The organism is Rhizobium rhizogenes NBRC 13257 (assembly GCF_000696095.1).
Classification (GTDB): Bacteria; Pseudomonadota; Alphaproteobacteria; order Rhizobiales; family Rhizobiaceae; genus Rhizobium; species Rhizobium rhizogenes.
On sequence record NZ_BAYX01000001.1, the window covers coordinates 20,437 to 44,324 of the forward strand.

Here is a 23,888-nt window from a genome sequence, read left to right on the forward strand (position 1 = left end):
TTGTCATCCGCTTACTGATAAAACCGGTAGCCGTCGGAGATTTCCGCGCCGAGCTTGTTGTTGCGCGAAACGAAATCCTCCAGGAATTCGTGCAGACCCTGGTCCATGATGTTCTTGATGGTCAGCTTCTGCAGCAACTCGCAGATGGCGTCGGCGGTATCGTGCGCCGCCAGCCGCTTGTTGTATTCCAGTGCCAGGTAGCTGATATTGCTGACGATCTTGTCGTAGCAATAGGCGAGCGAGCGCGGCATCTGGCTGTTGAGGATCAGGAAGTCGGCAATATTGGCCGGCTTGTATTCCGGATCGTAGGCCCATTTGTACGCGCGGTGGGCGGAGACCGAACGCAGGATCGATTCCCATTGCGCGTTGTCGAGCGAGGAGCCGACATGCGAGACCGACGGCAGCAGGACGTAATATTTAACATCCAGGATCCGGGCGGTATTGTCGGCGCGTTCGATGAAGGTGCCGATGCGGGCGAAGTTATAGAGTTCGTTCCGCAGCATCGAGCCGTGGAAGGCACCGCGGATCAATCCGGCGCGACGCTTGATGACGTCGATCGTCTCCGGCAGTTCGGCGGTCTTCAGGCGCTTGCCGAGCAATGTCTTCAGCTCGATCCAGCACTCATTGGTCGCTTCCCAGGTCTCGCGCGTCAGTGCGGTGCGAACCATGCGGGCATTGTTGCGGCCATATTCGATGCAGGACATCACGCTCGACGGATTGGAGCGGTCGCGCATCAGATAGTCGATCGCGTCGGCGCCCGTCAGCTTGCTGTGCACTTCGTCATAGGCTTCGCGGACGCCGGCGCTTTGCAGCACGCCGTCCCAATCGTCTTCCACCGCCCCGCTGCGCGTCAGCGACATGCGCTGTCCGGCATCGACAAGGCGGGCTATATTTTCGGCGCGCTCGATGTAACGGAACATCCAGTAGAGGCCATTCGCGGTTCTTCCAAGCATGTCCGTTTCAGTCCTCCAGAACCCAGGTATCTTTTGTGCCGCCGCCCTGGCTCGAATTGACCACCAGCGAGCCTTCCTTCAGTGCCACGCGCGTCAGGCCGCCGGGAATGATCCGCACCTTGTCGGAAACGAGCACATAGGGGCGCAGATCGACGTGGCGGGGCGCGATGCCCTTGTTGACGAGGATCGGCACGGTCGACAGCGAAAGGGTCGGCTGCGCGATATAATTATTCGGCCTGCTCTTCAGCTTCTCGGCGAATTCCGCCCGCTCCTTCTTCGAGGCGGTCGGTCCGACAAGCATACCGTAGCCGCCGGAACCGTGGACTTCCTTGACGACGAGGTCGGCCAGGTTGTCCAGCACATATTGCAGGCTGTCCGGCTCGGAACAGCGCCAGGTCGGCACGTTCTCAAGGATCGGCTTGCGCCCGGTGTAGAATTCGACGATCTCCGGCATGTAGGAATAGATCGCCTTGTCGTCGGAAATGCCGGTGCCGGGGGCATTGGCGATGGTGATGTGGCCGGCGCGATAGACATCCATGATGCCGGGAACGCCGAGCGCCGAATCCGAGCGGAAGGTGAGGGGGTCGAGGAAATCGTCGTCGACGCGGCGGTAAAGCACGTCGATCGCCTCATAGCCGCGTGTGGTACGCATCTTCACCTTGCCGTCGATGACGCGGAGGTCCGAGCCTTCCACCAGCTCGACGCCCATCATGTCGGCGAGGAAGGAATGTTCGTAATAGGCGGAATTGTAGATGCCGGGCGTCAGCACCGCGACGCGCGGCTTGCCGGTGCAGCCGGGAGGGGCGAGCGAGGCGAGGCTCTGGCGCAATTGCAACGGATAGTCCTCGACGCGCTGCACCTTGTTCTGGTGGAACAGCTCCGGGAACATTTGCATCATGGTTTCCCGGTTTTCCAGCATGTAGCTGACACCGGAGGGCGTGCGGGCATTGTCCTCCAGCACGTAGAACTCGTCCTCGCCGGTCCGCACGATGTCGGTGCCGACGATGTGGGTATAGACGCCGCCGGGCGGGCGGAAGCCGATCATCTCCGGCAGGAAGGCATCGTTCTTCTCGATCAGCTCGCGCGGGATACGGCCGGCGCGGATGATTTCCTGCTTGTGGTAGATGTCGTGGAGGAAGGCGTTGAGAGCGATGACCCGCTGTTCGATGCCCTGGGCGAGCTTGCGCCATTCACGGCCGGAAATGATGCGCGGAATGATGTCGAAGGGGATGAGCTTTTCGGAGGAATCTGCGTGTCCATAGACCGCAAAGGTGATGCCCGTCTTTCGGAAGATGTTTTCCGCGTCGCGGGATTTGGCAATAAGATGGCCTCTGTCCTGGCCGGAGTACCATTCGAAATATTTTTCGTAAGGTGTGCGCGGACTTTCATCCGCAGTAATCATTTCATCAAATGCCAAAGGTGCGGTCCCCATTTTTTTCCATTTGAGTACAACAGTTTTGACAATGCAAGAAGTATGCGCGTTTGCGTGCACGAATTTCGAAGCTGCCAAAAATGCCGGATTTCCAGGCATTTTGAATTGTCTTGACGGAAGATGCTCGACGATTGCCTCGAAGTCGCGATCAAAATTTGAGCATCTGCTTATTACGCCATCTGCGCGCTGAAGCAGCACGCCGAATCCCCTTGAGCCCAACTAGCGAGAGCTGACATGAAGGAAAATTGATCCTTGTGTTCAGCGGATCGATTTTGACGCCTTGCTTGCCCTAGGCTATCAGCGGGTTGCCCGCTTGGGCGCGTGACGTTCCGGTCTCAATTCTGACGCCGGCTCCGGCGTGCGAAATCAATGTCAGTCCGAGCCCCATGTCCCTCGATAAATTCGCGCCGGCCATCTTCGTCTTCCTATGGTCCACGGGCTGGATCGTCGCGAAATATGCGACGATGCATTCGGGGCCGTTCACCTTCCTGATGATCCGCTACAGCCTGTCGGCGCTCGCCTTTGTGCTGTTTTGCTCCTTTACCGGCGCGAAATGGCCGCGCGATTGGTCGAGCGTCTTTCGCGCCATCTATTCCGGCATCTTTCTGCACGGGATCTATCTCTGCTGTCTCTGGTGGGCGATCTCCAGGGGCGTGCCGGCTGGGATTGCTGGCATTATCGCCGCCCTGCAGCCGTTGATGACGGCGATGGCCGCGCCCTATCTGGTCGGCGAACGTTTGCAGCCGGTGCAGCGTCTTGGTCTGCTGCTTGGCTTCATCGGCATTGCGATTGCGATCTCGCCGAAGCTCTTGGGGTCGGATACGACCGGCCTCTGGCAATCGGCGATCCCGCTCGCTGTCAATCTGTTGGCGATGGTGTCGGTGACCTACGGCACACTCTACCAGAAGCGTCACTTGCAGACCGGCGATCTCAGGACCATCGCGACGCTGCAATATGTCGGCGCGCTGATCGTCACCGTGCCGCTGGCGCTGATGTTCGAGGATCTGCATTTTGACGGAACGCATGAGGCGATCCTTGCCGTCATCTGGTCGGTCTTTGGCCTGTCGATGGGTGCGGTCGGCCTGCTGCTTTATCTTATCCGGCGAGGACAGGTATCGCGTGCGGCCTCGCTGATCTATCTGATGCCGCCCGCCGTCGCCATAGAAGCGGCGATTGCCTTCGGCGAGCCGCTGACCCTGCCGATCATCATCGGCACGTTGGTCGTGGTGATGGGCGTCTATCTGACCAACCGGCGCACGGCGGATGTGGTGCCGGAATAGGGCACCCGGCGAGGGCTGTTTTCATCCTCATCGGCGGAAAAGCCTGCCATCCATGATGATGAGGCTGAAAACGATCAGAGCCAAGCCGGCGAATTCGTAAAGCTCAAGCCTTTCGCCAAGAAAGGCAGCACCCAGGATGATTGCGCTGGCGGGCACCAGCAGCGTGACGAGGGATGCGTTTGTCGCTCCGGCCGAGGCGATGATGTTGAAGTAGAGAATGAAGGCGAATGCCGTCGTGAAAACTGCGAGAAAACCGACAGCCATCCAGATGGAAATGTTCGACGTGACGATGCTTTCGGGCCGATAGAGAAAGAAGACAATCGGCGCCATCAGGATGGTGGAAGTGGTGAGCTGGCCAGTTGCAACGACGGATGGTGTGATAGCCCTGAAGCGCTTGGCATAGACCACGGCAAAGGCATAGGAAATTGCTGCCCCGACTACCGCCAGCTTGGCCCATGTCGGGCCGTCGGTCTGGAATAGAAGACCCGGCCCGATCATGATCGCCGCTCCCGCGATCCCGAGCCCGACGCCGATAAGCTTGGCCGTCGACAGCTTCTCATCCGCCGTCAGCAAATTTGCCACCAAGATCGTCCAGAGCGGCGTCGTCGCGTAGAGCACGGAGGCGAGACCCGCGCCGATTTTCGTTTGTCCGGTGAAGATCAGCGAGAAGGGAATGACGTTGTTGAGCAGGGCGAGGCAGAGGAATGAGCCAGGCTTTGCCAAGGCGGGCGCGAAGGAAATGCCGCGCAACCGCAGCCACAGGTGCAGTACAAGCGCTGCGATCGATACGCGGTAGAGGACGAGCGCCAAGGGCGGAATGTCGGCCACGGCGATACGGGCAAAGAAGAACGAGCCGCCCCAAAGACTGCCGAGAAGCAAGAGTTGCCCCCAGTCGCTTGCCGACATCGACCGTGTCAATGTTGCCGTGCGCAATGCCTCGCTCCAAATATTGGGAGTTTTGCGAATGTGTTGGCAGTGTACCCGCGCGCAGCCGGATTTGGGCGGAATAACCGTTCAAATGTTCCCCGTTGATCGGGATGAGATTTTCGAGAAATCTCTAGCGCTTCGAAATTGTTGCCGTGACTGTCAGATGTCGGAATTTTGCGGTTTCAAACGGCAATAAAAAAGGGGGCCGATCGGCCCCCTTTCTCGTTCAATCAAGATTTGATCAAGCGCGTTCGCGGCGCTGGCCGCCATTGCCGGGGCCGCGACGCTTCATGCCGCCGTCCTTGCGCTGTTCGCCCTGAGCGTTCTGGCCACGGTCTTCATGGCGACCCGTGGGACGGCCGTGAGCGTGGCGGGGACCGCGATGGGCGCCGGCTTCGTTTGCCGCGCCATTGTGCTGCGGCTTCTTGGCCGGGCGGAAATCGGACGTCGATGCGAGATCGTTGTCTACTTCCGGACGCGGGGCGCGCTCGTCGCGGCGCTGGCCGCGGAAGTCGGCATTGCGATTGTTCTCGCGCTGCGGACGACGTTCCTGACGCTCGCCGTTATGGGCGCGGGCTTCGCCGGCTTCACCTTCGCGATGAGGACGACGGGCCGGACGAGCGGGGCGGCCTTCGGCGCGTCCCTGGCCTGCGCCGCCACGACCCTGGCCTTGACCCTGACCACCACGACCGCCTGCGCGGTTGTTGCCGCGAGCCGGACGGCCACGATCGGCCGGGGCTTCGCCGCTGGCAACGGCGATTTCGATGCCCATCAGGCGCTCGATGTCGCGCAGCAGGCGGGCTTCGTCGGGAGCGCAGAACGCGATGGCGATGCCGTCACGGCCGGCGCGTGCGGTACGGCCGATGCGGTGGACGTAGGCGTCCGGCACTTCCGGCAGGTCGTAGTTGTAGACATGCGTAACGCCGGGGATGTCGATGCCGCGTGCGGCGACGTCGGTGGCGACGAGAACGCGGACTTCGCCGTCACGGAAGCCCTTCAGGGCGCGCTCGCGCTGACCTTGGCTCTTGTTGCCGTGGATCGAGGCGGCTGCAAAGCCGACGTGTTCGAGATGCTTCATCAGCTTCTCGGCGCCGTGCTTTGTGCGCAGGAAGACCATGGCGCGGCCATCCGGATTGGCGGAAATGCTTTCCTTCAGGATCTCGGTCTTGTGGTTTTGGCCGGAAACGAAGTGGACATACTGTTCCACCTTGTCGGCGGCCTTGCCCGGAGGCGACACTTCGACCTTGACCGGGTTGGTCAGATATTCGGCAGCGAGATCGGCGATCGTCTTCGGCATGGTGGCCGAGAACAGCATGGTCTGGCGCTTGGCCGGGACCATCTTGGAGATCTTGCGCAGATCGTGGATGAAGCCGAGGTCGAGCATCTGGTCGGCTTCGTCGAGGACGAGGTAGCTCACCTGGCCGAGCGACAGGGCGCGGCGGCTGATGAGGTCGAGCAGACGGCCGGGGGTGGCGACGAGAATGTCGGTGCCGCGCTCGAGCTGCAGCTGCTGCTTGTTGATCGAGGCGCCACCGACGACGACGTTGATCCTCAGCGCCGTCTTGCGGACGAAGAGCTTGAGGTTGTCGGCGATCTGGTTCACCAGTTCGCGGGTGGGGGCGAGGATAAGCGTACGGACGGTGCGGTTATCGGGACGCTTGGCGTCCTTCAACAGCATTTCGATGATCGGCAGGCCGAAAGCGGCGGTCTTGCCGGTGCCGGTCTGGGCGAGGCCGATGAGGTCGCGGCCCTGCAGGACAAGCGGGATAGCCTGTGCCTGGATCGGCGTCGGCGTCGCGAAGTTGTTCTGCGACAGCGTATCGACGATCTGCTTGGAGAGACCAAGCGAGTGAAAATCGGTCAATTCAATACCTTTCGGGGGCGCCAAAGCAAATAGGCCGGGTCGCACCATGCGGTCCGGTCTGTCTCTGGCGTCAAGAACCCCGCGTGAAGTGGGAACTTGTAAGTTGGAAAAAGCTTTCCAGCGCATCTGACCGCCTTGGGTGCGGTCTCATTTCAAAAGCGCTTTTGTCCTTCTCTTGCGTACATAAAGTCCCGCAGGGCACGCTCACGCGGCGGCCGGAAGGTGAAAGCTGAAGCGCATTTGGTCCTATTCGCGGCTAAAGTCAAGGGGTACGGCCGAAAGCTTGTTCGCAGGCGCAATAAAAACGCCGCCGGAGGTCCGGCGGCGTCAACAGGTTCGCGAGTGGATAGATCGGCCTTAACGGCAGACCTCTACACGAAACGGCTGGCCCCAGCGGTCATGGCGCCATGACCAATAGCAGCCATGGTATGGACGCTCGTAGACCCGCTCATAAACCGGACCATTGTAGTAGGCCGGATAGGCGCGGTAATAGGTCGGATAAGCCGGGTAAACCGGACGGGCGGCCTCCGCCACGAGGGCGCCGCCGACAAGGCCGGCAGCGAGGCCGCCGAAGATTGCGCTGCGCTCGGAAGCGGCGGCAGTTGTGGTGGTGACGGCGGCGGCGCTGCCGAGTGTCAGCGCGATGAGGCCCGCCGTGGTTACAGTGCGAAGCACAGACATTGAAATTCCTTTCCCAAACAAAAGGCCTCCCAGCCGAAGCCGAGGTCGAAATTGGGCGGGAAACGAGGCGAAGTCGCGGCTAAACGGGCGCGTGTCACATTAAATTTTGTTCATGCTGAACGCATGGAGTGTATTGATTTCACTCTAGAAATCAGTCGGCACGCCGCCTTCCTCCTTGCGTCTTGCCACAAAGGCATCAAGCTCCTCCTCGATTGCTGAATCAAGCGGTGGACGCTCGTAACGGGCAAGGGTTTCCTTGAAGATGCGGTTGGCGTGATCATAGGTCGTGGGACGGCCGGCTTCCGTCCAGGTCTCGTAGTTCCGCCAGTCGGAAAGAATGGGCGAATAGAAGGCGGTCTCATAGCGGGCGAGCGTATGGGCCGTGCCAAAATAGTGGCCGCCGGGGCCGACATCGCGCACGGCGTCGAGCGCCAGTGCATCCTGGCTGACATCCAGAGGGGTCAGGAACTCGGCGACCATCTGCAGCATGTCGACATCGAGGATGAATTTCTCGAAGCAGGCGGTCAGCCCGCCCTCGCTCCAGCCGGCGGCGTGCAGCACGAAATTGCCGCCGCCCTGGGTCAGCGCCCAGAGCGACAGCGCCGACTCGTAGGCTGCCTGTGCGTCCAGCGTGTTGGAGGCGTTGGTGTTGGAAGTACGGTAGGGGATGCCGTAGCGGCGGGCGAGCTGGCCGCCGGCGATCACCGCCTTCATATATTCCGGTGTGCCGAAGGCCGGCGCGCCTGTCTTCATGTCGACGTTCGAGGTGAAGCCGCCATACATGACCGGCGCTCCCTTGCGCACCATCTGGCTGAAGGCGATGCCGCAGAGCGCTTCGGCATTCTGCTGCACCAGCGCGCCGGCAATGGTCACCGGCGCCATGGCGCCCGCCAGCGTGAAGGGCGTGATGACCACGACCTGGCCGCGCGACGACATTTCGATGATGCCCTGCAGCATTGGCCCGTCGAGGCGCAGTGGGGAGGAGGAGTTGATGATGGTGAAGAGCGACGGTTCGCGCTCCATCTGCTCCATGCTGATACCGCGGCCGATGCGGGCGATCTCGATGCCGTCGAGATTACGCTGCTTGCCGAGGGAATAGCAGTGAAACGCCTTGTCGGTCAGCTTGACGATGTCGGAGAGGCAGTCGAGATGGCGCACCGAGGCGTGGATATCGATGGGCTCGACGGGATAGCCGCCCGTCGTGTGGATGACGTCGTAGGATTGGGCAAGCTTGATCAGCTTGCGGAAATCCTCCCGGTTGCCGGCCCGCCTGCCGCCTTCGCGGTCGGCGACGAAAGGTGCGGAGGCGACCTGAGCGAAGATGAGGTTGTTGCCGCCGATCTCCACGTTTCTGAGCGGATTTCGGGCATGCAGCGTGAAGGTCGAGGGGACGGAGGTGATCAGTTCCATGATCATGCCGCGATCGAAGCGGACGCGCTCGGTGCCGGGCGTGACGTCTGCACCTGCCGCCTTCATGCGCTCGCGCGCTTCCGGCAGGATGATGTCCATGCCGATCTCTTCGAGAATGGTCAGCGACGCCTCGTGAATGTCGTCCAGCGTTTCGGGCGACAGAAGTTCGGTGCGCGCGAGATTGTTGACGAGGTTGAGGTACTTCGAACCGCTCGGTTTGCGGCTGCGTTCAGCGCCGCGGCCACCGGTCCGGCGGCGGCGCTCGGCTGGCACCGCTGCTGTATCGGTCTCGCGCAAGGCCGTTGTTGCATCGTGGCTCATCGCTCTTTCTCCACCATTATCCCAACGTGATTCTTGGCAGAGTTCGATGCTGGATGCTGCCGTCGTTTGCGACCAGGGAGTGACCGTTTTGGGATATTCGGTGGTCTGAACGCGACGTTCGGTGGGCTGAAAATATGGTTAACGGCTTGTTAAAGCGCTTTGTGATACAGCCTTGGTTCAGTAAACTATCGTGAGCGGTGAGAAGAGGGGCGCTGTTGAACTCGGACGGTGAACTGCTGGAGTTGGCCTGCCGCCGGATCGCCGATCTGGATCAGCCGGCTTATGTCAAGAACAGCGATCTGCGCTATGTCGCCGTCAACCAGGCCTATGCGCGGTTTTTCCGGCGCGATATCTCCGATTTCATTGGCAATCGCAGCCGCGATCTCTTCGACAGTGGCGAGGAAGTCGACCGCGAGGACAAGGAGCGCCGCTCGCTGGTGTTCGGTTCCGAGGAGACGGCGCTGTGCTTCGATCCGGCCGGCCATGTCCGGTCGCGGGTGCAGATCGAAAGCTTCTCGCCGTCCGAGGACCGGCTTTATGTCTTCGGCATATTTCTCGATGCGCCGGCCGTGCCTTCGGTTTTCTCCTCCGAGACGCGTGACGTCGGCATTCAGGGTGAAAGCGTCGACGAGACCGGGCTTTATCGCACCATTCTCGAGGATCTGCCGGTTGCCTCCTTCGTGCGCGATGCGAGCCATCGGCTGATCTATTCCAACGAGGCCTACGCGGCGATCACGGGGCTTAGCCGCGCCGATGTACTCGGCAAGACCGAGCACGAGATGTTCGAAACCGGCGCCGATGATTATTTCGCCGAAAACGAGCAAGTGCTGAATGAGGGGCGTGGGCTCGCCTTCGAGGGGCAGGTGGTCGATCGGCAGCATGTGACGCATCCGATCATGACGCGCATCAACCGTGTCGTCACCTCGGACGGCAAGCGCTATGTCGTCGGCTCCATGAACGATATTTCCGAGTTGAAGCTGCGCGAGACGCAGTTGATCGAGGCGCAGGCGCGCGCCGAGGCGTTGCATCAGGATCTCGGGAGCATCCTCCGCTCTATGCCGATCGGCGTGATGATCCATGATAGCGATTGCAACGTCGAATATACCAATGATGCCTTTTACGACATCTGGGATTTCTCGAAGGACGAGCGCTTTGAGGGCCGGCCTGTTCGCGATCTCATCGTCAAGCATTTCGAGCTTGGCCGTTACGGCGCCGATGCCGGCGATATCGACGATATCTACCAGGCCCGGATGGAGGCCTCCCACAACGCCGGGCCAAATCTCCAGACCGAGATGAGCTATGCCGACGGCAAATCGGTCATTATGGATTCGCGCCGCATTTCAAACGGCCGCACGCTTGTCACCTATGCCGACATCTCCTCCGTGCGCCAACAGGAGCGAGAGATCAATGAAGCGCATCTTGCGCTGGAACGTCTCGGCGATCTGATGACGGACGCGACACATGCCATGTCGCAAGGGCTGCTGATCTTGCAGGACGGCATCATTATGCTGGCGAACGACGCGCTGACAGACATGCTGCTCGTTCCCGCGGATTGTCTGGCGGTTGGCAAGCACTGGTCCGCCGCCTTCGATCATTGTGCTGCCCGCGGCGATTTCGGTGCCGATCCGGAGGCCTTGCGGTTTGCCTGGCGCGAAAATATGGCGGCGGACAAGCCGGTTTCGATGATCTTCCGGGTGGCGGGTGAGCGCTGGATACAGCTCGAAGCGGCGGTGAGCGAGAGTCGCCGCTGGACCGTGGTGCTGACCGACGTCACCGAGATGAAAAAGCGTGAAGCGGAACTACAGCTGCTGCTGGCCCGCAGCGAAGCTGCCGACCGGGCCAAATCAGAATTTCTCGCCAATATGAGCCATGAAATCCGCACGCCGATGAACGGCGTTCTCGGCATGGCGGAATTGTTGGCCAAGACCGATCTAGATGCCCGGCAGAAGACCTTCATCGACATCATCGTCAAGTCGGGCAATGCGCTTCTGACGATCATCAACGATATCCTCGATTTCTCCAAGATCGACGCCGGCCAGATGCGCCTGCGCAAGGCGGCCTTCGATCCGACCGAAGCGGTGGAAGATGTCGCGACGCTCCTGTCGTCGCCGGCGGCGGAAAAGGACATCGAGCTTCTGGTGCGCGCCACGCCCGAGGTGCCGGCCATGGTGCTGGGGGATGCAGGCCGCTTCCGCCAGATCGTGACCAACCTGCTTGGCAATGCGATCAAGTTCACCGAGCGCGGCCATGTGCTGGTCGAGGTGGATAGCCAGCCGATCGACAATGGCGAGGTCATGCTGACGCTTCGCATCGAGGATACCGGCCTTGGCATTTCCAAGGAGAAGCTCGACTCCATTTTTGAGAAGTTTTCGCAGGTCGACGCCTCCTCGACGCGGCGCCACGAAGGCACGGGTCTCGGTCTTGCGATCACCGCCGGGCTGGTCGATCTCTTTGGTGGCTATCTCGAAGTCGATAGCGAATGGGGCAAGGGGTCGACCTTTACCGTACATCTACCGATGCCGCCGGTAGCCGCGCGCAGCGAACCGCGCACGGTGCCGGTCAATGTCAAGGGTGCGCGCATTCTTGTCATCGACGACAACGAGATCAACCGGCGGATCTTGGAAGAGCAGTTGCAGCAGTGGGGCTTTGACGGCTATGCCGCCGAAGACGGCAAGACAGGGCTTGCCATCCTCCATGCTGCTTCCGAGATGGGCGCGCCGGTCGATGCCGTGATCCTTGATTACCATATGCCGGACATGAATGGCGACGAGGTAGCGCGCACCATCCGCGCGGATGCTCGCTTCGAAGCTCTGTCCCTGATCTTCCTGACATCCATGGATGTGGTCGGCAGCGACAAGGAATTCGCGGCATTGAACGGTCAGGCACATCTGATGAAGCCGGTTCGTGCCAATGTGCTGCGCGGTACCATCATCGATGTCGTACGCATGGCGCGCCGGCAACGGATGACCGGCTATGCGACCGCGGTCGCCGCGCAATTGCCGATAGAGGCTGAAGCGGAAGCCGCGATCCTGGCCGTCGAGCAGGAGGTGTCAGCAAACCCCGTCAGCGCCATCGATGTCCTCGTGGCCGAGGACAATGAGGTCAACCAGATCGTCTTCACACAGATCCTGCAGGTCACAGGCCTGCGCTTCCTCGTGGTTCAGAATGGCCAGGAGGCCGTGGACGCCTGGCTCAAGCTGCGGCCGTCACTGATCATGATGGATGTCTCGATGCCGGTCATGAACGGCCATCAGGCGACGCGCACGATCAGGCAGCTGGAGGCGGAAGCCGGGCTGGGATGTCATGTACCGATCGTCGGCGTCACCGCCCATGCGCTCGATGTCGACCGCGACATGTGCCTGGAGGCCGGCATGGATGATTATATGTCGAAGCCTATCAGCCCTGAGCTTCTTGAAGCGAAGGTCCGCCGCTGGCTCGGCGACGAAGTGCTTCAGACCGAGCGCTCCCGCAACTAAGCCTGTTTGATCCCGCAGAGCATTTCGCGCTTGCCGGCAAAGCCCTTGCGCCGCTCGACCGCAAAACCTGCCGTTTGCAGGTTACGGCGCACGAAGCCGGCTGCGGCATAGGTGGCGAAGGTACCGCCTGGGGCGCTCTTCTCATAAAGAAGCTGCATCAGTTCCGGCGACCACATGTCGGCGTTTCGCGACGGCGCAAAGCCGTCGAGATACCACGCGTCGAAGCCTGCTTTTGCCTGGCTCACACCGTCCATTGCCGGGCCACAGACGACGCTGAGGCGTGTGCGGGCGTCAAGGGTAAGCGTGACGGTGCCGCGTGGCTCTTCCGGCCAGGCGGCGACAAGCGCCTGACGTTCGGCATCGATCTCCGGCCAGCGTGCGAGCGCACGGTCGATCTCCTCGGCGCGCATCGGATAGAGTTCGAAGGACATGAAATGCAGTTGCGAGTTCGGCTCGCCGTGTTGCTTCCATTGCCGCCAGGTCTCGCAGAAATTCAGGCCGGTGCCGAAACCGAGCTCGCCGATCAGGAAATTCTGCTGCCCGTTCCAGCGCGCGGGCAGGCCATTGCCATCGAGGAAGACGTGGCCGCATTCCAGCCGGCCGTCGGTCTGGCAATAAAAATGGTCGCCAAAGGCGGTCGAATAGGGCATATCGCCGTCGCGCCATTCGAGCTCTTGGCTCACTGCAGTGGTCTCGGTCGCGTGCGTCCGATCGGAAACTGGATCTGTCATGGGAAAAGCCGATAATCCTCCGGGGCCTGCCGGTCAATCATCCGTCGAACTTCTGATCGTCGGCGGCGGCATCATGGGCCTGTGGGCGGCGGTGCATGCGGAGCGGCTGGGCATAGAGACGCTGCTTGTCGATAGCGCCCGGCTGGGAAGCGGAGCAAGCGGCGGCCTGCTTGGTGCGCTGATGCCGCATATGCCCGACAAGTGGTCCGGGAAGAAGCAATTTCAATTCGATGCGCTGGTGGCTCTGGAGAGTGATATTGCGGCGCTTGAAGCCACAACCGGGCTTTCCGCTGGATATCGCCGTTCGGGACGACTTATTCCCCTACCGAAGCCGCATCTGCGCAAGATCGCGCTTGGTCATTCGCAGGACGCAGAGACACATTGGCGTCACGGTGATCGGCAGTTCCATTGGCAGGTGCTGGACACCGCGCAGGTCGATGGCTGGATCGATGCCGCCGCCGGCGAAAGCGGGTTTGTTTTCGACACGCTCGCCGCTCGCGTGGCGCCGCGCGCCTTGCTGAAGGTTCTGATCGAGTTTCTCGGCAAGGCGAAACATGTTCGACTTGTCCAGGGATTGGGCGTCGACAGTATCGATCCGGACAGAGGTATTGCAACGACCTGCGAGGATGCCATTCATTTCGGCCGCTGCATTCTTTCCGCCGGCCACAGCTCCTTTCCGATACTCGACGGCTTGACGCCCGGCCGCCATTCTCCTCTCGGCCAGCCGGTCAAGGGCCAGGCGGCTTTGCTGAAGGCGGATGTCGATGCAAGCCTGCCGGTGATCTTTCGCGACGGGCTCTATATCGTTCCGCACGAAGGCGGGCTGGTAGCGGTCGGAAGCACCAGCGAGAACCGTTTTGACGATCCGACATCGACGGATAGCCAGCTGGACGCTCTGCTCGCCGCTGCCCGCGCGATGGCGCCGGTTCTTGCCGACGCCGAGGTGGTCGAGCGCTGGGCCGGCTTGCGGCCGAAGGCGATCGACAGGGACCCGATGGTGGGAGCACATCCGGACCATCTGCGCCTGATCGCGCTGACCGGCGGTTTCAAGGTCAGCTTCGGCCTGGCCCATCGTCTGGCCGAGGCGGCGGTTCTGGAGGCGGCGGAGATTCCGTGTTCTTTCAAGCTGCCGCAGGGTTTTGCGCTTTCGAATCATATTGTAGCTGCATCACATAAAACGTGAACGTAAGCTGCGTTCAGGTCGTCAATCTGTCACGCAAATCACCTATCTCCTTGCCCATCGGCAACCGGTTGGACCAGCCGGTTTATCGCCCTCTGGAGGAGATTTTATGCGCTACGCCATTTGCTTCACGCCGTCCGCGAGCGATCCGCTGACGCTGGTGGCCGCAAACTGGCTCGGCCGCAATGTCTATTCCGGCGAGATGGTCGATCCGCCCGCCACGCGCGGGCTCGGTATTCACGAAATCGCCTTCCATACCGCCGTGCCGCGCCGCTATGGCTTCAACGGCACATTAAAGGCGCCGTTTCGACTGGCGGAGGATGCGTCCGAGGCTGGGCTGTTGCGCGATCTCATGCGCTTTTCCGGCACGCTTACGCCCTTCGAGATTCCGCGGCTGGAAGTCGCGCGCCTTGGCAGCGCTTTTGGCCTGGTGCCGTCGGTCCCCTGCCAGAAAATGCATTTCCTTGCCGCATCGGTGATCCAGGCCTTCGATCACTACCGTGCGCCGCTGACCGAGGCGGAAATTGAACGCAGCGACCCCGACGGCTTGTCAGCCACGCAATTCGCCAATCTGCACCGCTGGGGCCATCCCCATGTCATGGACGAATTCCGCTTCCATATGATGCTGACGGGCACGGTCAATCCCACCGATACCGCGCGCATGGAGCAGGTCTTGCGTGATGTCTTCGAGCCGGTACTTGCCGAGCCTGTGCCGGTGTCGAACATCGCGCTGATGATGGAAGAGGGCATGGGCGGGCCGTTCCGCGTGCACTCCCTGCATCCGATGGGCAAGATCAGCGCCCGCAAAATCGCCTAGGGATTTATTCCTGAAAGGAAAGTGAGTTTCTTACTTTCCATCTCGACTTTCCGGCCGTGGATGCTACCGTCTCCGCATATTCGAGAAGGTGCTTTCATGTCCGATACCTATCCCCGCAATCTCGTCGGCTACGGCCGCAATCCGCCCGATCCGAAATGGCCCGGTGATGCCCGCGTCGCGGTACAGTTCGTGATCAATTATGAAGAGGGCGGGGAAAGCAGCATTCTCGACGGCGATCCGGCTTCTGAGAACCTGCTGTCGGAAATCGTCGGCGCGGCGGCCTGGCCGAACCAGCGCAATCTCAACATGGAATCGATCTATGAATATGGTTCGCGCGCCGGTTTCTGGCGGCTGTGGCGCATGTTCACCGAGCTCAAGGTGCAGGCGACCGTCTATGGCGTGACGCTTGCCATGGCGCGCAATCTCGAAGCCGTTGCTGCCATGAAGGAAGCCGGCTGGGAGATCGCCAGCCACGGCTATCGCTGGCTGGAATATAAGGACTTTCCCGAGGATCTTGAGCGCAAGCATATCCTCGAGGCTGTGCGGCTGCATACCGAGCTGACCGGCGAGCGCCCCTACGGCATGTATCAGGGCAAGCCTTCCGATAATACGCTTAAGCTGGTGATGGAGGAGGGCGGGTTTCTCTATTCGTCGGATTCCTATGCCGACGATCTGCCCTATTGGGTCGATGGCCTCGACGGCAAGCCGTTCCTGATCATTCCCTATACGCTTGACACCAACGACATGCGCTTCGCCACACCGCAGGGCTTCAATTCCGGCGATCAGTTCTTCACCTATCTCAAGGACGCCTTCGATACGCTCTATGAAGAGGGCAAGCAGGGCAGCCCGAAGATGATGTCGGTCGGCCTGCATTGCCGTCTGGTCGGACGGCCGGGTCGCGCGGCGGCGCTCAGGCGCTTCATTGAGTATGTGCTGAAGCACGACAAGGTCTGGGTGCCCAAGCGCATCGAGATCGCCAATCATTGGTACGAGAACCACCTGCCTGCGGGCGCTCCCTGAGATGGTGTCGCGTGACGAATTCGTGGCTCGTTTCGGCGGGGTCTTCGAGCACTCCCCATTCATCGCCGAGCGTGCTTATGACGCTGGTTCCATTGCCGAGCCGCTGACGTCGGGTGGCGTTCATGCCGTCCTGGCTGCTATTTTCCGCGCTGCCAGTGCGGACGAGCGGCTTGGCGTCTTGCGGGCGCATCCCGATCTTGCCGGCCGGTTGGCGATTGCCGGCGAGCTTACCGAGGATAGCCGCAAGGAGCAGGCGGGGGCAGGGCTCGATCGGCTGAGCCCTGCAGAGCATGCCCGCTTCACCGAACTCAACACGGCTTACGTGACGAAATTCGGCTTTCCTTTTATTATCGCGGTCAGGGGTCTCGGCAAGGACGACATCCTTGCCGCCTTCGAAACGCGGATCGGCAATGACCGGGACGCGGAATTTACGACCGCAACGGCGCAGGTGGAGAAGATCGCCCTGCTTCGCCTGCAATCCATGCTTCCAGACGGAGGTGTGTGATGCGGCTCCGGCTTTTCGGCGACAAGGCCTAGCTATGACCACGCAGGGTCCTGTCTATTATCTGGATCGCATGCAGAAGGCCGCCGACGAGGCGTGTCTTTTCGTTCGAGGCATGAATGGGGCTGCATTTGCTGGAAACAAGCTTGTGCAATCCGCTGTCGCATACAGCCTTTGCGTCATTGGTGCAGCAGCAGTCGAATTGTTGGAAAAACATCCGGAATTCGAACCGGAGCATCCGGAGGTGCGCTGGAACGAGCTGAGGGATATGGGCAAGCGCCTATTGTTCGACGAAGCTTCGATGGGTGTCGAGGATCTCTGGACTGCCGTTGCGCACGCGGTCCCGGAATTGCTATCGCAGCTCGAAGCGATCCGCCATTGGCGGGCAGAAGGCGAATGATCATAATGACCCAGACTCTCGAAATTCACCCTCTGACCAAGGCTGCCTTCGCCCCCTTCGGCGACGTGATCGAGGCTGACCCGGCGACGATGCGGTTCATCAATGGCGGCACGACGGAGCGGTTTCATGCGCTTTCCAGCGCCGAGGCCCTTGGCGACGGCGCACGGGTGATCCTAAACCTCTTTCGTGGTCAGCCACGCGCCTTTCCCTATGCGATCGAGATGATGGAGCGTCACCCCTTCGGCAGCCAGAGTTTCGTGCCGCTCAACGGTCGTCCGTTCCTCGTGATCGTTTCGAAGGATGAGGACGGCAAGCCTGGTAGGCCGCAGGTCTTTCTGGCGCGCGGTGACCAGGGCGTGAATTATCGGGCCAATGTCTGGCATTATCCGCTGATGACGCTCGATCAGCCGAGCGATTTCCTCATTGTCGATCGTGACGGGCCGGGCAACAATCTGGCGGAATTCTTCTTCGACACCCCCTTCATCATTGGAGCGCCGACCCTATGACCGGACTGACGACCCATGTGCTCGACACTGCCCTCGGCAAGCCGGCTGAAGGACTGGTGATCGATCTCTTCAAGATCGCGGGCGAGACGCGGACGCATCTCAAGACCGTGACGACCAATGCCGACGGGCGCGTCGGTGGCGGCCCGATCCTGATTGGCGATAGCTTCGTTGCCGGCACCTATGAGCTGCTCTTCAGGGCCGGTGATTATCTGCGCGCGAGCGGGGCCACGCTGCCCGATCCGGCTTTCCTCGATCTCGTGCCGATCCGCTTCGGCATTGCCGATACGACGGCGCATTATCATGTGCCACTTTTGATTTCGCCCTATGGCTATTCCACCTATCGCGGGAGCTGAGTTTTGCGTTTTGCTGTCATTGCGGACATCCACGGCAACCACCTCGCGCTGGAGGCCGTGCTTGCCGATATCCGTGCGCAGGGTATCGAGGACATCATCAATCTCGGCGATTGCTTCAGCGGACCGCTGACCGCCGGCATGACGGCCGATATTCTGCTTGCCCTTGATGCTGTGACGGTTCGCGGCAATCACGATCGCTATCTGATCGAACAGGCGCCGGAGACGATGCATGACTCGGACAGGGTCGCTTATAAGGACTTATCCCCGCATCATCTCGATTGGCTGCGAAGCCTGCCCTTCAGTACGACTTATAAGGGCGAAGCCTATCTCTGCCATGCCACGCCGGCAAACGACAATATCTACTGGCTAGAAACCGTCTCTCCGGACGGTTATATCCATCTGAAGCCGCTTGAAGAGATCGAAACCTTCGCTGTCGGCGTTGATTTCCCGCTGATCCTATGCGGCCATAGCCATATTCCGCGTGCTGTCCGTCTTTCCGACGGGCGCCTGATCGTCAATCCCGGCAGCGTCGGCTGCCCGGCCTATGACGACGATCTTCCCTACTATCACAGGGTTGAGGCAGGCCATCCCTTGGCCTCCTATGCCATCATGGAAAAGGTCGGCGGCGTCTGGGTGCCGATCTTCCGGCAGGTGGCCTACGATCATCAAACGATGGCCGAATTCGCCACCAAAGTCGGTCGTGCCGATTGGGCGAGCGGGCTGGCAACGGGCTGGTTGCGCTAGGCCCCGGCGATAATTCCCCGGTCCACCGTCTTGATATCCCGCTTGCCGCAGAACGCCATGGAGAGATCCATCTCCTTGCGGATGATCTCCAGCGCCAGCGTCACGCCGTCCTTGCCCATGGCGCCGAGGCCGTAGAGGAAGGGGCGGCCGATATAGGTGCCCTTGGCGCCAAGCGCCACGGCGCGCAGCACATCCTGGCCGGAGCGAATGCCGCCGTCGATATGCACTTCGATCTTGTCGCCGACCGCATCGACGATCCCAGGCAGCACACTGATCGAAGAGGGAGCGCCATCGAGCTGGCGGCCGCCATGGTTGGAGATGATGATTGCGTCCGCGCCGGTATCGACCGCCGCCTTGGCATCCTCCACGTCGAGAATGCCCTTGATGATCAGCGGGCCACCCCAATATTCCTTGATCCAGGCGACGTCGCTCCACGACAGTCGCTGATCGAACTGACCGGTCGTCCAGTTCGAAAGGGATTTGACGTCGTTCACGCCCTTGGCGTGGCCGATGATGTTGCCAAAGGAATGCCGCTTGGTCTGTAGCATCTGCCAGCACCATGAGGGCCTGGTTGCCACCTGCCATACGTGCTTCGGAGCGAATTTCGGTGGTGCCGAGAGGCCGTTGCGGACGTCGTTGTGGCGCTGGCCGAGAATTTGCAGGTCGGCCGTCAGTACCAGAGCCGAGCATTTTGCCGCCTTGGCGCGATCGATCAGGCTCATCACGAAATCTCGGTCCTGCATCACATAGAGCTGGAACCAGAAGGGCTTCGTCGTCGCTGAGGCCACGTCCTCGATCGAGCAGATGCTCATGGTCGAGAGCGTGAAGGGAATGCCGAACTCTTCCGCCGCCCGCGCCGCCAGCATTTCGCCGTCGGCATGCTGCATGCCGGTCATCCCCGTCGGCGCCAGTGCCACCGGCATCGACACCTTCTGGCCGATCATGGTGCTTTCCAGCGTACGGTTGGTCATGTCGACGAGCACGCGCTGGCGCAGCTTGATCTTCCTGAAATCCGCTTCGTTGGCCTCATAGGTCGACTCGGTCCAGGAACCGGAATCGGCATATTGGAAGAACATTTTCGGCACGCGCCGTTTGGCCAGCTGTTTCAGGTCGGCAATGGTGAGCGGCGCGGTCATGGCGGTCTGCCTTCTTGACGAAAATGCTATGGAGAAATTTGGATCAGAACGGTTTGTTTCCGGATGTGAGAGTTCCATAATCGCGGGAGAACTCTATCAATTCAAGACCGATTTTGCAGGTTTTCCCGCGACATATGTCTCCACGATCGCCCGGTCGTCGCCCATCGTCTGCAACAGGAATAGCTCCTCGGGCAGCGCTTTTACCACCTCCATCTTCAGCGCCATGGCCGGTGTAGCGGCCGCGTTGAGGATGGTGAGGTCGGCATCGGTGCCTGGTTCGAGCGTGCCGATCTTGTCGGCGAGCGACAGGGCCTCGGCGTTGCCGAGCGTGATGTAATAATAGCTTTCCAACGGGTTCAGGCGTTCGCCGAGGAGCTGCTGGATCTTGTAGGCCTCATCCATGGTTCTGAGCATGGAATAGCTGGAGCCGCCGCCGATATCGGTGGCGACGCCGATGCGGACGGGCTTTTCGCGGCGGGTCAGCGCTTTCAGCGGGAAAAGACCGGAGCCGAGGAAGAGGTTGGATGTTGGGCAGTGAACGGCGATCGCGCCGGCCTCGCTCATGGCGTCGGCTTCACGCTCCGACAGGTGGATTGCGTGGCCGAACAGGCTTTTCGGGCCGATCAGGCCGTAGCGGGCGTAGATGTCGGTATAGTCGATCGCATCCGGATAGAGCTCGCCGGTGAACTTGATCTCGTCGTGGTTTTCGGAAAGATGCGTCTGAATGTGCAGGTCGGGGAACTCGCGGGCAAGGGCCGCGGTGGCTTCCATCTGCTCGGGCGTCGAGGTGATGGCGAAGCGCGGCGTGATGGCGACGTGGTTACGGCCCTTGCCATGCCAGTCGGCAATCACCTGGCGGGTTTCGTCGTAGCCCATCTGCGGCGTGTCGAGCAGACCCTGCGGCGCGTTGCGGTCCATCATCACCTTGCCGCCGACCATACGCATGTCTCGGCGCATGGCTTCGGCAAAGAAGGCGTCGGCGGAGGTCTTGTGCACAGAGCAATAGGCAACCGCCGTCGTCGTGCCGTGGCGGATCAGCTCGTCGTAGAAATGGGTGGCGATGCGCTCGGCATGAGCGCTCTCGACGAAGCGGCATTCCTCGGGGAAGGTGTAGGTGTTCAGCCATTCCAGCAGGTTTGCGGCATAGGAGGCGATGACCTGCATTTGCGGGAAATGCAGGTGCATGTCGATGAAGCCCGGCAGGATCAGATGCGGCCGGTGGTCGATTTCGGCAACGTCCGCCGGTGCTTTCGCCTTGATCTCGGCATAGGGGCCGACAGCGGCGATGATGCCATTCTCGATCAGCAGGCCGCCATCGCTTTCATACGTATAGCTGCCTGTGTCATCAAGGCTTTGCGGCGCGCGCTTGAAGGACAGCAGGCGGCCGCGCAAAAGGGTGGTCATTGGTCTTTTTCTCCGACGGAGCTTTCGAACCAGGCGACCAGCAGCTTGCGCTCCTCCGGGGTCACTTCGGTGACATTGCCGGGGGGCATGGCGTGGCTGCGGCCGGCCTGGATATAGATCTCGCGGGCATGCATAGCGATTTCTGCGTCGTTTTCCAGCATCACGTCCTTCGGCGGGCGCACAATGCCCTCATAAACCGGCTCGGCGGCGTGGCACATCGAACAGCGCGTCGAAACCGTCTGCTTTACCGCCGGGAAATGCGCGTCCGACGCAAACTGCTGGAAGGCGGGCGCGACTGCTTCGGCATCCTTCTCGCCGGTCAAGATCTTCGGCACGGTCGAAAGCCACATGATCAGGATGAAGAGGATGACGGTGACGATCCAGGTCCAGGTCGGGCGGCCCTTGCGGGCATGCGTGGTGTTGAACCAGTGGCGGATGGTGACGCCCATCAGGAACACCAGCGCGGCGATGACCCAGTTATAGGTCGTGCCGAAGGCCAGCGGATAGTGGTTCGACAGCATGAAGAAGATGACAGGCAGCGTCAGATAGTTGTTGTGTAGCGAACGCTGCTTGGCGATGCGGCCATATTTCGGGTCAGGCGTGCGGCCCGCGATCAGGTCGGCGACCACGACCTTCTGGTTGGGGATGATGATCATGAAGACGTTCGCCGACATGATCGTCGCCGTGAACGCGCCGAGATGCAGGAAGGCGGCGCGGCCGGTGAAGAGATGCGTATAGCCCCAGGCCATAAAGACGAGGACGGCATAGAGGACCGCCATCAGGCCCCAGGTATTGTTGCCGAGCGGCGACTTGCAGAGCAGGTCGTAAACGATCCAGCCGCCGGCAAGCGAGGCGAGCGAGATGAGAATGGCAACGGGAACGCTGACGTCGAGCACATGCCGGTCGATGAGGAAGAGATTGGCGCCACCGTAATAGACGATACAGAGCATCAGGAAGCCGGAGAGCCAGGTGAAATAGCTCTCATACTTGAACCAGGTCAGGTGTTCCGGCATCGAGGCCGGTGCGACCAGATATTTCTGGATATGGTAGAAGCCGCCGCCATGCACCTGCCACTCCTCGCCATAGGCGCCGGGTGGAAGATGGGGACGCTTCACCAGCCCGAGATCGAGCGCGATGAAGTAGAAGGACGAACCGATCCAGGCAATGGCGGTGATGACGTGGAACCAGCGGGCAGCAAAGGCCAGCCATTCCCACGCGATGGCGTATTCATACATTCAGTTCCCCTTTTCTTCCTCCGACTCGACACATTGCAAAATGTTGGGGACGGAGGGAAGGGGGGAGTTTGATGTGTCAGGGAAAAGCGACACTCTTGTCGTGCGTCCGGCTCGCATTAGATCAGAATATGGCGAGTTGTGAAACGCCTGCGGCTGCTTTGAGCGGACTGCGTCCGCGTCAGCCGTCCATTTCGACGGAGAATTGCCCATGCGTGGTATTCTGGCGTTCGTATTCTTTCTTTTTTCTACCGCGGCTCTCGCGCACGATGCGCCTTCCGGCTGGGCCTATGATCCCTACTGTTGTAGTGGCGACAGCGAGACCGGCGATTGCGAGATGATCCCCTCCCGCACGGTCACCGTCATTCCGGGCGGTTATCGGATCATGCTGCAGCCGGGCGATCACCGCTATGTAACGCATGCTCATATCTTCACGCTGCCGCAGGGCAAGACGATGCGTTCGCCGGATGGGTCCTATCACCTTTGCCTGTTTCCGGACGAGAACACGCCACGCTGTTTCTACGCGCCGGACATGGCCTATTGAGCCCTATTCCAGTGGCATGTCGAATTCGCCGAGGATCCAGTTCCTGAAGGCACGGATTCTCGGCGTGTGGCGCCTGCTTTCCGGATAGGCAATCCAGTAGTCCGAGCTATCGCTGCAAAGGATGTCGAAGGGCTGGATCAACCGCCCGCCGGCGAGATCGTCGGCGTAGAATTCGGGGGTCAGGATCGCCACGCCCTGTCCGGCGATGGCGGCACTTGCTTCGAAGGATTGCGCGCCGAGCCGGCTTCTCGGCCTGCCTTGCAGGCCGGGGTCGGGCACCTCCGCCGCCTGGAACCATTGCTCCCACCAGGGATCTCCGGCGTCGATGATCCGCAGCTTGAGAAGGTCGGCGGGCTCATGGATGCCGCCGATGCTGGCTGCCAGCTCGGGGCTGAGCATCGGTGTGAAGTTGATTTTCATCAACAGGTGGGCACGCAGGCCCGGCCATGTTCCGCGGCCGCTGCGAATAGCGATATCGGCCGGGTCGCGAGAGAAATCGATGAGCTTGCCCGAGGTGGCAAGCCGGACGGCGACATTCGGATGCTGCAGTTGAAACGAGCCGATATGTCGAGCAAGCCATTGCGACGCGAAGGTCGGCGTCGAATCGATGAGGAGCGTGGTCTCGGCGTCGCCGCTGACCGAAGCCATGGCCTCCTGCAGCAGGGCAAATGCCTCGCTTACCTTCGGCGCCAGCCGCTCTCCGGCCTCGGTCAACGCGATCTGCCTTGGCTTTCGCAAAAAGAGTAGCTCGCCGATATTCCCCTCCAGAAGCTTGATCTGATAGCTGACGGCCGTCTGCGTCATGCCCAGCTCCTCGCCGGCGCGGGTAAAACTGCCGAGCCGGGCGGCGGCCTCGAAGACGCGGAGCGCGTTCAATGGAAACTGTTTCGACAGCTTCATGGATAAGCTCTCTTTATGCATGCAGACGTTTGTTCGATTGGAATTTCAGCATTTTCGGGAGCAATCTGCAATCCA

General features: G+C 60.9%; 22 protein-coding genes. 11 read left to right on the top strand and 11 right to left on the bottom strand.

The genetic code is table 11. The annotated features are described in order from the left end of the window. Window positions 1-11: 11 nt before the first annotated feature. A complete protein-coding gene (locus RRH01S_RS00095) occupies window positions 12-953 on the bottom strand; it encodes an alpha-E domain-containing protein (RefSeq protein ID WP_012652042.1) in 942 nt (313 codons plus the stop codon). Between the two features lie 7 nt (window positions 954-960). Beyond that, window positions 961-2,370 (bottom strand): circularly permuted type 2 ATP-grasp protein, encoded by a 1,410-nt coding sequence (locus RRH01S_RS00100; protein WP_034519280.1) that lies wholly within the window; start codon window positions 2,368-2,370, stop codon window positions 961-963. 401 nt (window positions 2,371-2,771) lie between these two features. Here RRH01S_RS00100 and RRH01S_RS00105 point away from each other — a divergent pair, with 401 nt between their 5' ends. Then, window positions 2,772-3,665 carry a DMT family transporter gene (locus RRH01S_RS00105; protein WP_034517805.1) on the top strand — a complete coding sequence of 298 codons (894 nt, stop codon included), beginning with the start codon at window positions 2,772-2,774 and terminating at the stop codon, window positions 3,663-3,665. Window positions 3,666-3,692: 27 nt separating this feature from the next. Here RRH01S_RS00105 and RRH01S_RS00110 read toward each other — a convergent pair whose 3' ends face one another. The 4 genes from RRH01S_RS00110 to RRH01S_RS00125 all read right to left on the bottom strand — a co-directional run bounded on the left by RRH01S_RS00110 (window position 3,693) and on the right by RRH01S_RS00125 (window position 8,868). Beyond that, a complete protein-coding gene (locus RRH01S_RS00110) occupies window positions 3,693-4,571 on the bottom strand; it encodes a DMT family transporter (protein WP_042469592.1) in 879 nt (292 codons plus the stop codon). A 262-nt stretch (window positions 4,572-4,833) separates the two neighbouring features. Then, entirely contained in the window at window positions 4,834-6,504 is a 1,671-nt protein-coding gene (locus RRH01S_RS00115) for a DEAD/DEAH box helicase (protein WP_012652038.1), read from the bottom strand. Between the two features lie 309 nt (window positions 6,505-6,813). Further along, window positions 6,814-7,137 (bottom strand): hypothetical protein, encoded by a 324-nt coding sequence (locus RRH01S_RS00120; protein WP_012652037.1) that lies wholly within the window; start codon window positions 7,135-7,137, stop codon window positions 6,814-6,816. Between the two features lie 144 nt (window positions 7,138-7,281). After that, window positions 7,282-8,868: a trimethylamine methyltransferase family protein gene (locus RRH01S_RS00125; RefSeq protein WP_042469593.1), complete on the bottom strand. Its 1,587-nt coding sequence runs from the start codon at window positions 8,866-8,868 to the stop codon at window positions 7,282-7,284. A gap of 215 nt (window positions 8,869-9,083) precedes the next feature. On the opposite strand from RRH01S_RS00125, the gene RRH01S_RS00130 reads away from it, so the two are divergent. Next, a complete protein-coding gene (locus tag RRH01S_RS00130; protein ID WP_042469594.1) occupies window positions 9,084-12,344 on the top strand; it encodes a response regulator in 3,261 nt (1,086 codons plus the stop codon). Here the strand turns inward: RRH01S_RS00130 and mnmC2 are convergent. Then, window positions 12,341-13,075: a tRNA (5-methylaminomethyl-2-thiouridine)(34)-methyltransferase MnmC2 gene (mnmC2, locus tag RRH01S_RS00135; protein ID WP_042469595.1), complete on the bottom strand. Its 735-nt coding sequence runs from the start codon at window positions 13,073-13,075 to the stop codon at window positions 12,341-12,343. The two genes, RRH01S_RS00130 and mnmC2, sit on opposite strands and share 4 nt — an antisense overlap. Here mnmC2 and RRH01S_RS00140 point away from each other — a divergent pair. The 8 genes from RRH01S_RS00140 (at window position 13,074) to RRH01S_RS00175 (ending at window position 18,597) form a co-directional block, all read left to right on the top strand. Continuing rightward, window positions 13,074-14,258: an NAD(P)/FAD-dependent oxidoreductase gene (locus RRH01S_RS00140; protein ID WP_042469597.1), complete on the top strand. Its 1,185-nt coding sequence runs from the start codon at window positions 13,074-13,076 to the stop codon at window positions 14,256-14,258. The two genes, mnmC2 and RRH01S_RS00140, sit on opposite strands and share 2 nt — an antisense overlap. Before the next feature lie 106 nt (window positions 14,259-14,364). Next, window positions 14,365-15,072: a DUF1045 domain-containing protein gene (locus RRH01S_RS00145; protein ID WP_012652032.1), complete on the top strand. Its 708-nt coding sequence runs from the start codon at window positions 14,365-14,367 to the stop codon at window positions 15,070-15,072. 96 nt (window positions 15,073-15,168) lie between these two features. Beyond that, a complete protein-coding gene (puuE, locus tag RRH01S_RS00150) occupies window positions 15,169-16,092 on the top strand; it encodes an allantoinase PuuE (protein ID WP_012652031.1) in 924 nt (307 codons plus the stop codon). Between the two features lies 1 nt (window position 16,093). Then, complete coding sequence (gene uraD / locus RRH01S_RS00155; RefSeq protein ID WP_012652030.1) at window positions 16,094-16,597, top strand: 2-oxo-4-hydroxy-4-carboxy-5-ureidoimidazoline decarboxylase; 504 nt, start codon at window positions 16,094-16,096, stop codon at window positions 16,595-16,597. 34 nt (window positions 16,598-16,631) lie between these two features. Then, window positions 16,632-16,994, top strand: coding sequence for a HepT-like ribonuclease domain-containing protein (locus RRH01S_RS00160; protein WP_012652029.1), 363 nt, complete (start codon window positions 16,632-16,634; stop codon window positions 16,992-16,994). Window positions 16,995-16,999: 5 nt separating this feature from the next. Further along, on the top strand, window positions 17,000-17,500 hold the full coding sequence (locus RRH01S_RS00165) for an ureidoglycolate lyase (RefSeq protein ID WP_042469992.1): 501 nt from the start codon (window positions 17,000-17,002) through the stop codon (window positions 17,498-17,500). Further along, complete coding sequence (uraH, locus tag RRH01S_RS00170; protein ID WP_012652027.1) at window positions 17,497-17,853, top strand: hydroxyisourate hydrolase; 357 nt, start codon at window positions 17,497-17,499, stop codon at window positions 17,851-17,853. Before RRH01S_RS00165 ends, uraH begins: the two co-directional genes overlap by 4 nt. Before the next feature lie 3 nt (window positions 17,854-17,856). Further along, window positions 17,857-18,597 (top strand): metallophosphoesterase family protein, encoded by a 741-nt coding sequence (locus tag RRH01S_RS00175; RefSeq protein WP_012652026.1) that lies wholly within the window; start codon window positions 17,857-17,859, stop codon window positions 18,595-18,597. On the opposite strand, the gene RRH01S_RS00180 is transcribed toward RRH01S_RS00175, so the two are convergent. From RRH01S_RS00180 to RRH01S_RS00190, 3 genes are all read right to left on the bottom strand, one after another. Beyond that, a complete protein-coding gene (locus RRH01S_RS00180) occupies window positions 18,594-19,733 on the bottom strand; it encodes an alpha-hydroxy acid oxidase (protein ID WP_012652025.1) in 1,140 nt (379 codons plus the stop codon). The two genes, RRH01S_RS00175 and RRH01S_RS00180, sit on opposite strands and share 4 nt — an antisense overlap. 96 nt (window positions 19,734-19,829) lie before the next feature. Beyond that, window positions 19,830-21,137, bottom strand: a complete 1,308-nt coding sequence (guaD, locus tag RRH01S_RS00185) for a guanine deaminase (RefSeq protein WP_037218709.1) — start codon at window positions 21,135-21,137, stop codon at window positions 19,830-19,832. Beyond that, a complete protein-coding gene (locus tag RRH01S_RS00190; protein ID WP_042469598.1) occupies window positions 21,134-22,372 on the bottom strand; it encodes a urate hydroxylase PuuD in 1,239 nt (412 codons plus the stop codon). The genes guaD and RRH01S_RS00190 overlap by 4 nt, the downstream gene beginning before the upstream one ends. 208 nt (window positions 22,373-22,580) lie before the next feature. Between RRH01S_RS00190 and RRH01S_RS00195 the strand changes: the two genes are divergently transcribed. Beyond that, window positions 22,581-22,913, top strand: coding sequence for a hypothetical protein (locus RRH01S_RS00195; RefSeq protein WP_007694249.1), 333 nt, complete (start codon window positions 22,581-22,583; stop codon window positions 22,911-22,913). 3 nt (window positions 22,914-22,916) lie between these two features. On the opposite strand, the gene RRH01S_RS00200 is transcribed toward RRH01S_RS00195, so the two are convergent. Further along, complete coding sequence (locus tag RRH01S_RS00200) at window positions 22,917-23,834, bottom strand: LysR substrate-binding domain-containing protein (RefSeq protein ID WP_080705400.1); 918 nt, start codon at window positions 23,832-23,834, stop codon at window positions 22,917-22,919. Window positions 23,835-23,888 lie beyond the last annotated feature (54 nt).

Excerpts from the sequence above, each read along its gene's own strand:
- RRH01S_RS00110 (WP_042469592.1), bottom strand. The coding sequence starts at position 4,571 with ATGTCGGCAAGCGACTGGGGGCAACTCTTGCTTCTCGGCAGTCTTTGG.
- RRH01S_RS00140 (WP_042469597.1), top strand. The coding sequence starts at position 13,074 with ATGGGAAAAGCCGATAATCCTCCGGGGCCTGCCGGTCAATCATCCGTC.
- guaD (WP_037218709.1), bottom strand. The coding sequence starts at position 21,137 with ATGACCACCCTTTTGCGCGGCCGCCTGCTGTCCTTCAAGCGCGCGCCG.
- RRH01S_RS00120 (WP_012652037.1), bottom strand. The coding sequence starts at position 7,137 with ATGTCTGTGCTTCGCACTGTAACCACGGCGGGCCTCATCGCGCTGACA.
- RRH01S_RS00180 (WP_012652025.1), bottom strand. The coding sequence starts at position 19,733 with ATGACCGCGCCGCTCACCATTGCCGACCTGAAACAGCTGGCCAAACGG.
- RRH01S_RS00195 (WP_007694249.1), top strand. The coding sequence starts at position 22,581 with ATGCGTGGTATTCTGGCGTTCGTATTCTTTCTTTTTTCTACCGCGGCT.
- uraD (WP_012652030.1), top strand. The coding sequence starts at position 16,094 with ATGGTGTCGCGTGACGAATTCGTGGCTCGTTTCGGCGGGGTCTTCGAG.
- uraH (WP_012652027.1), top strand. The coding sequence starts at position 17,497 with ATGACCGGACTGACGACCCATGTGCTCGACACTGCCCTCGGCAAGCCG.
- RRH01S_RS00165 (WP_042469992.1), top strand. The coding sequence starts at position 17,000 with ATGACCCAGACTCTCGAAATTCACCCTCTGACCAAGGCTGCCTTCGCC.
- RRH01S_RS00115 (WP_012652038.1), bottom strand. The coding sequence starts at position 6,504 with ATGGTGCGACCCGGCCTATTTGCTTTGGCGCCCCCGAAAGGTATTGAA.
- RRH01S_RS00105 (WP_034517805.1), top strand. The coding sequence starts at position 2,772 with ATGTCCCTCGATAAATTCGCGCCGGCCATCTTCGTCTTCCTATGGTCC.
- RRH01S_RS00190 (WP_042469598.1), bottom strand. The coding sequence starts at position 22,372 with ATGTATGAATACGCCATCGCGTGGGAATGGCTGGCCTTTGCTGCCCGC.
- RRH01S_RS00095 (WP_012652042.1), bottom strand. The coding sequence starts at position 953 with ATGCTTGGAAGAACCGCGAATGGCCTCTACTGGATGTTCCGTTACATC.
- mnmC2 (WP_042469595.1), bottom strand. The coding sequence starts at position 13,075 with ATGACAGATCCAGTTTCCGATCGGACGCACGCGACCGAGACCACTGCA.
- RRH01S_RS00125 (WP_042469593.1), bottom strand. The coding sequence starts at position 8,868 with ATGAGCCACGATGCAACAACGGCCTTGCGCGAGACCGATACAGCAGCG.
- RRH01S_RS00145 (WP_012652032.1), top strand. The coding sequence starts at position 14,365 with ATGCGCTACGCCATTTGCTTCACGCCGTCCGCGAGCGATCCGCTGACG.
- RRH01S_RS00160 (WP_012652029.1), top strand. The coding sequence starts at position 16,632 with ATGACCACGCAGGGTCCTGTCTATTATCTGGATCGCATGCAGAAGGCC.
- puuE (WP_012652031.1), top strand. The coding sequence starts at position 15,169 with ATGTCCGATACCTATCCCCGCAATCTCGTCGGCTACGGCCGCAATCCG.
- RRH01S_RS00200 (WP_080705400.1), bottom strand. The coding sequence starts at position 23,834 with ATGCATAAAGAGAGCTTATCCATGAAGCTGTCGAAACAGTTTCCATTG.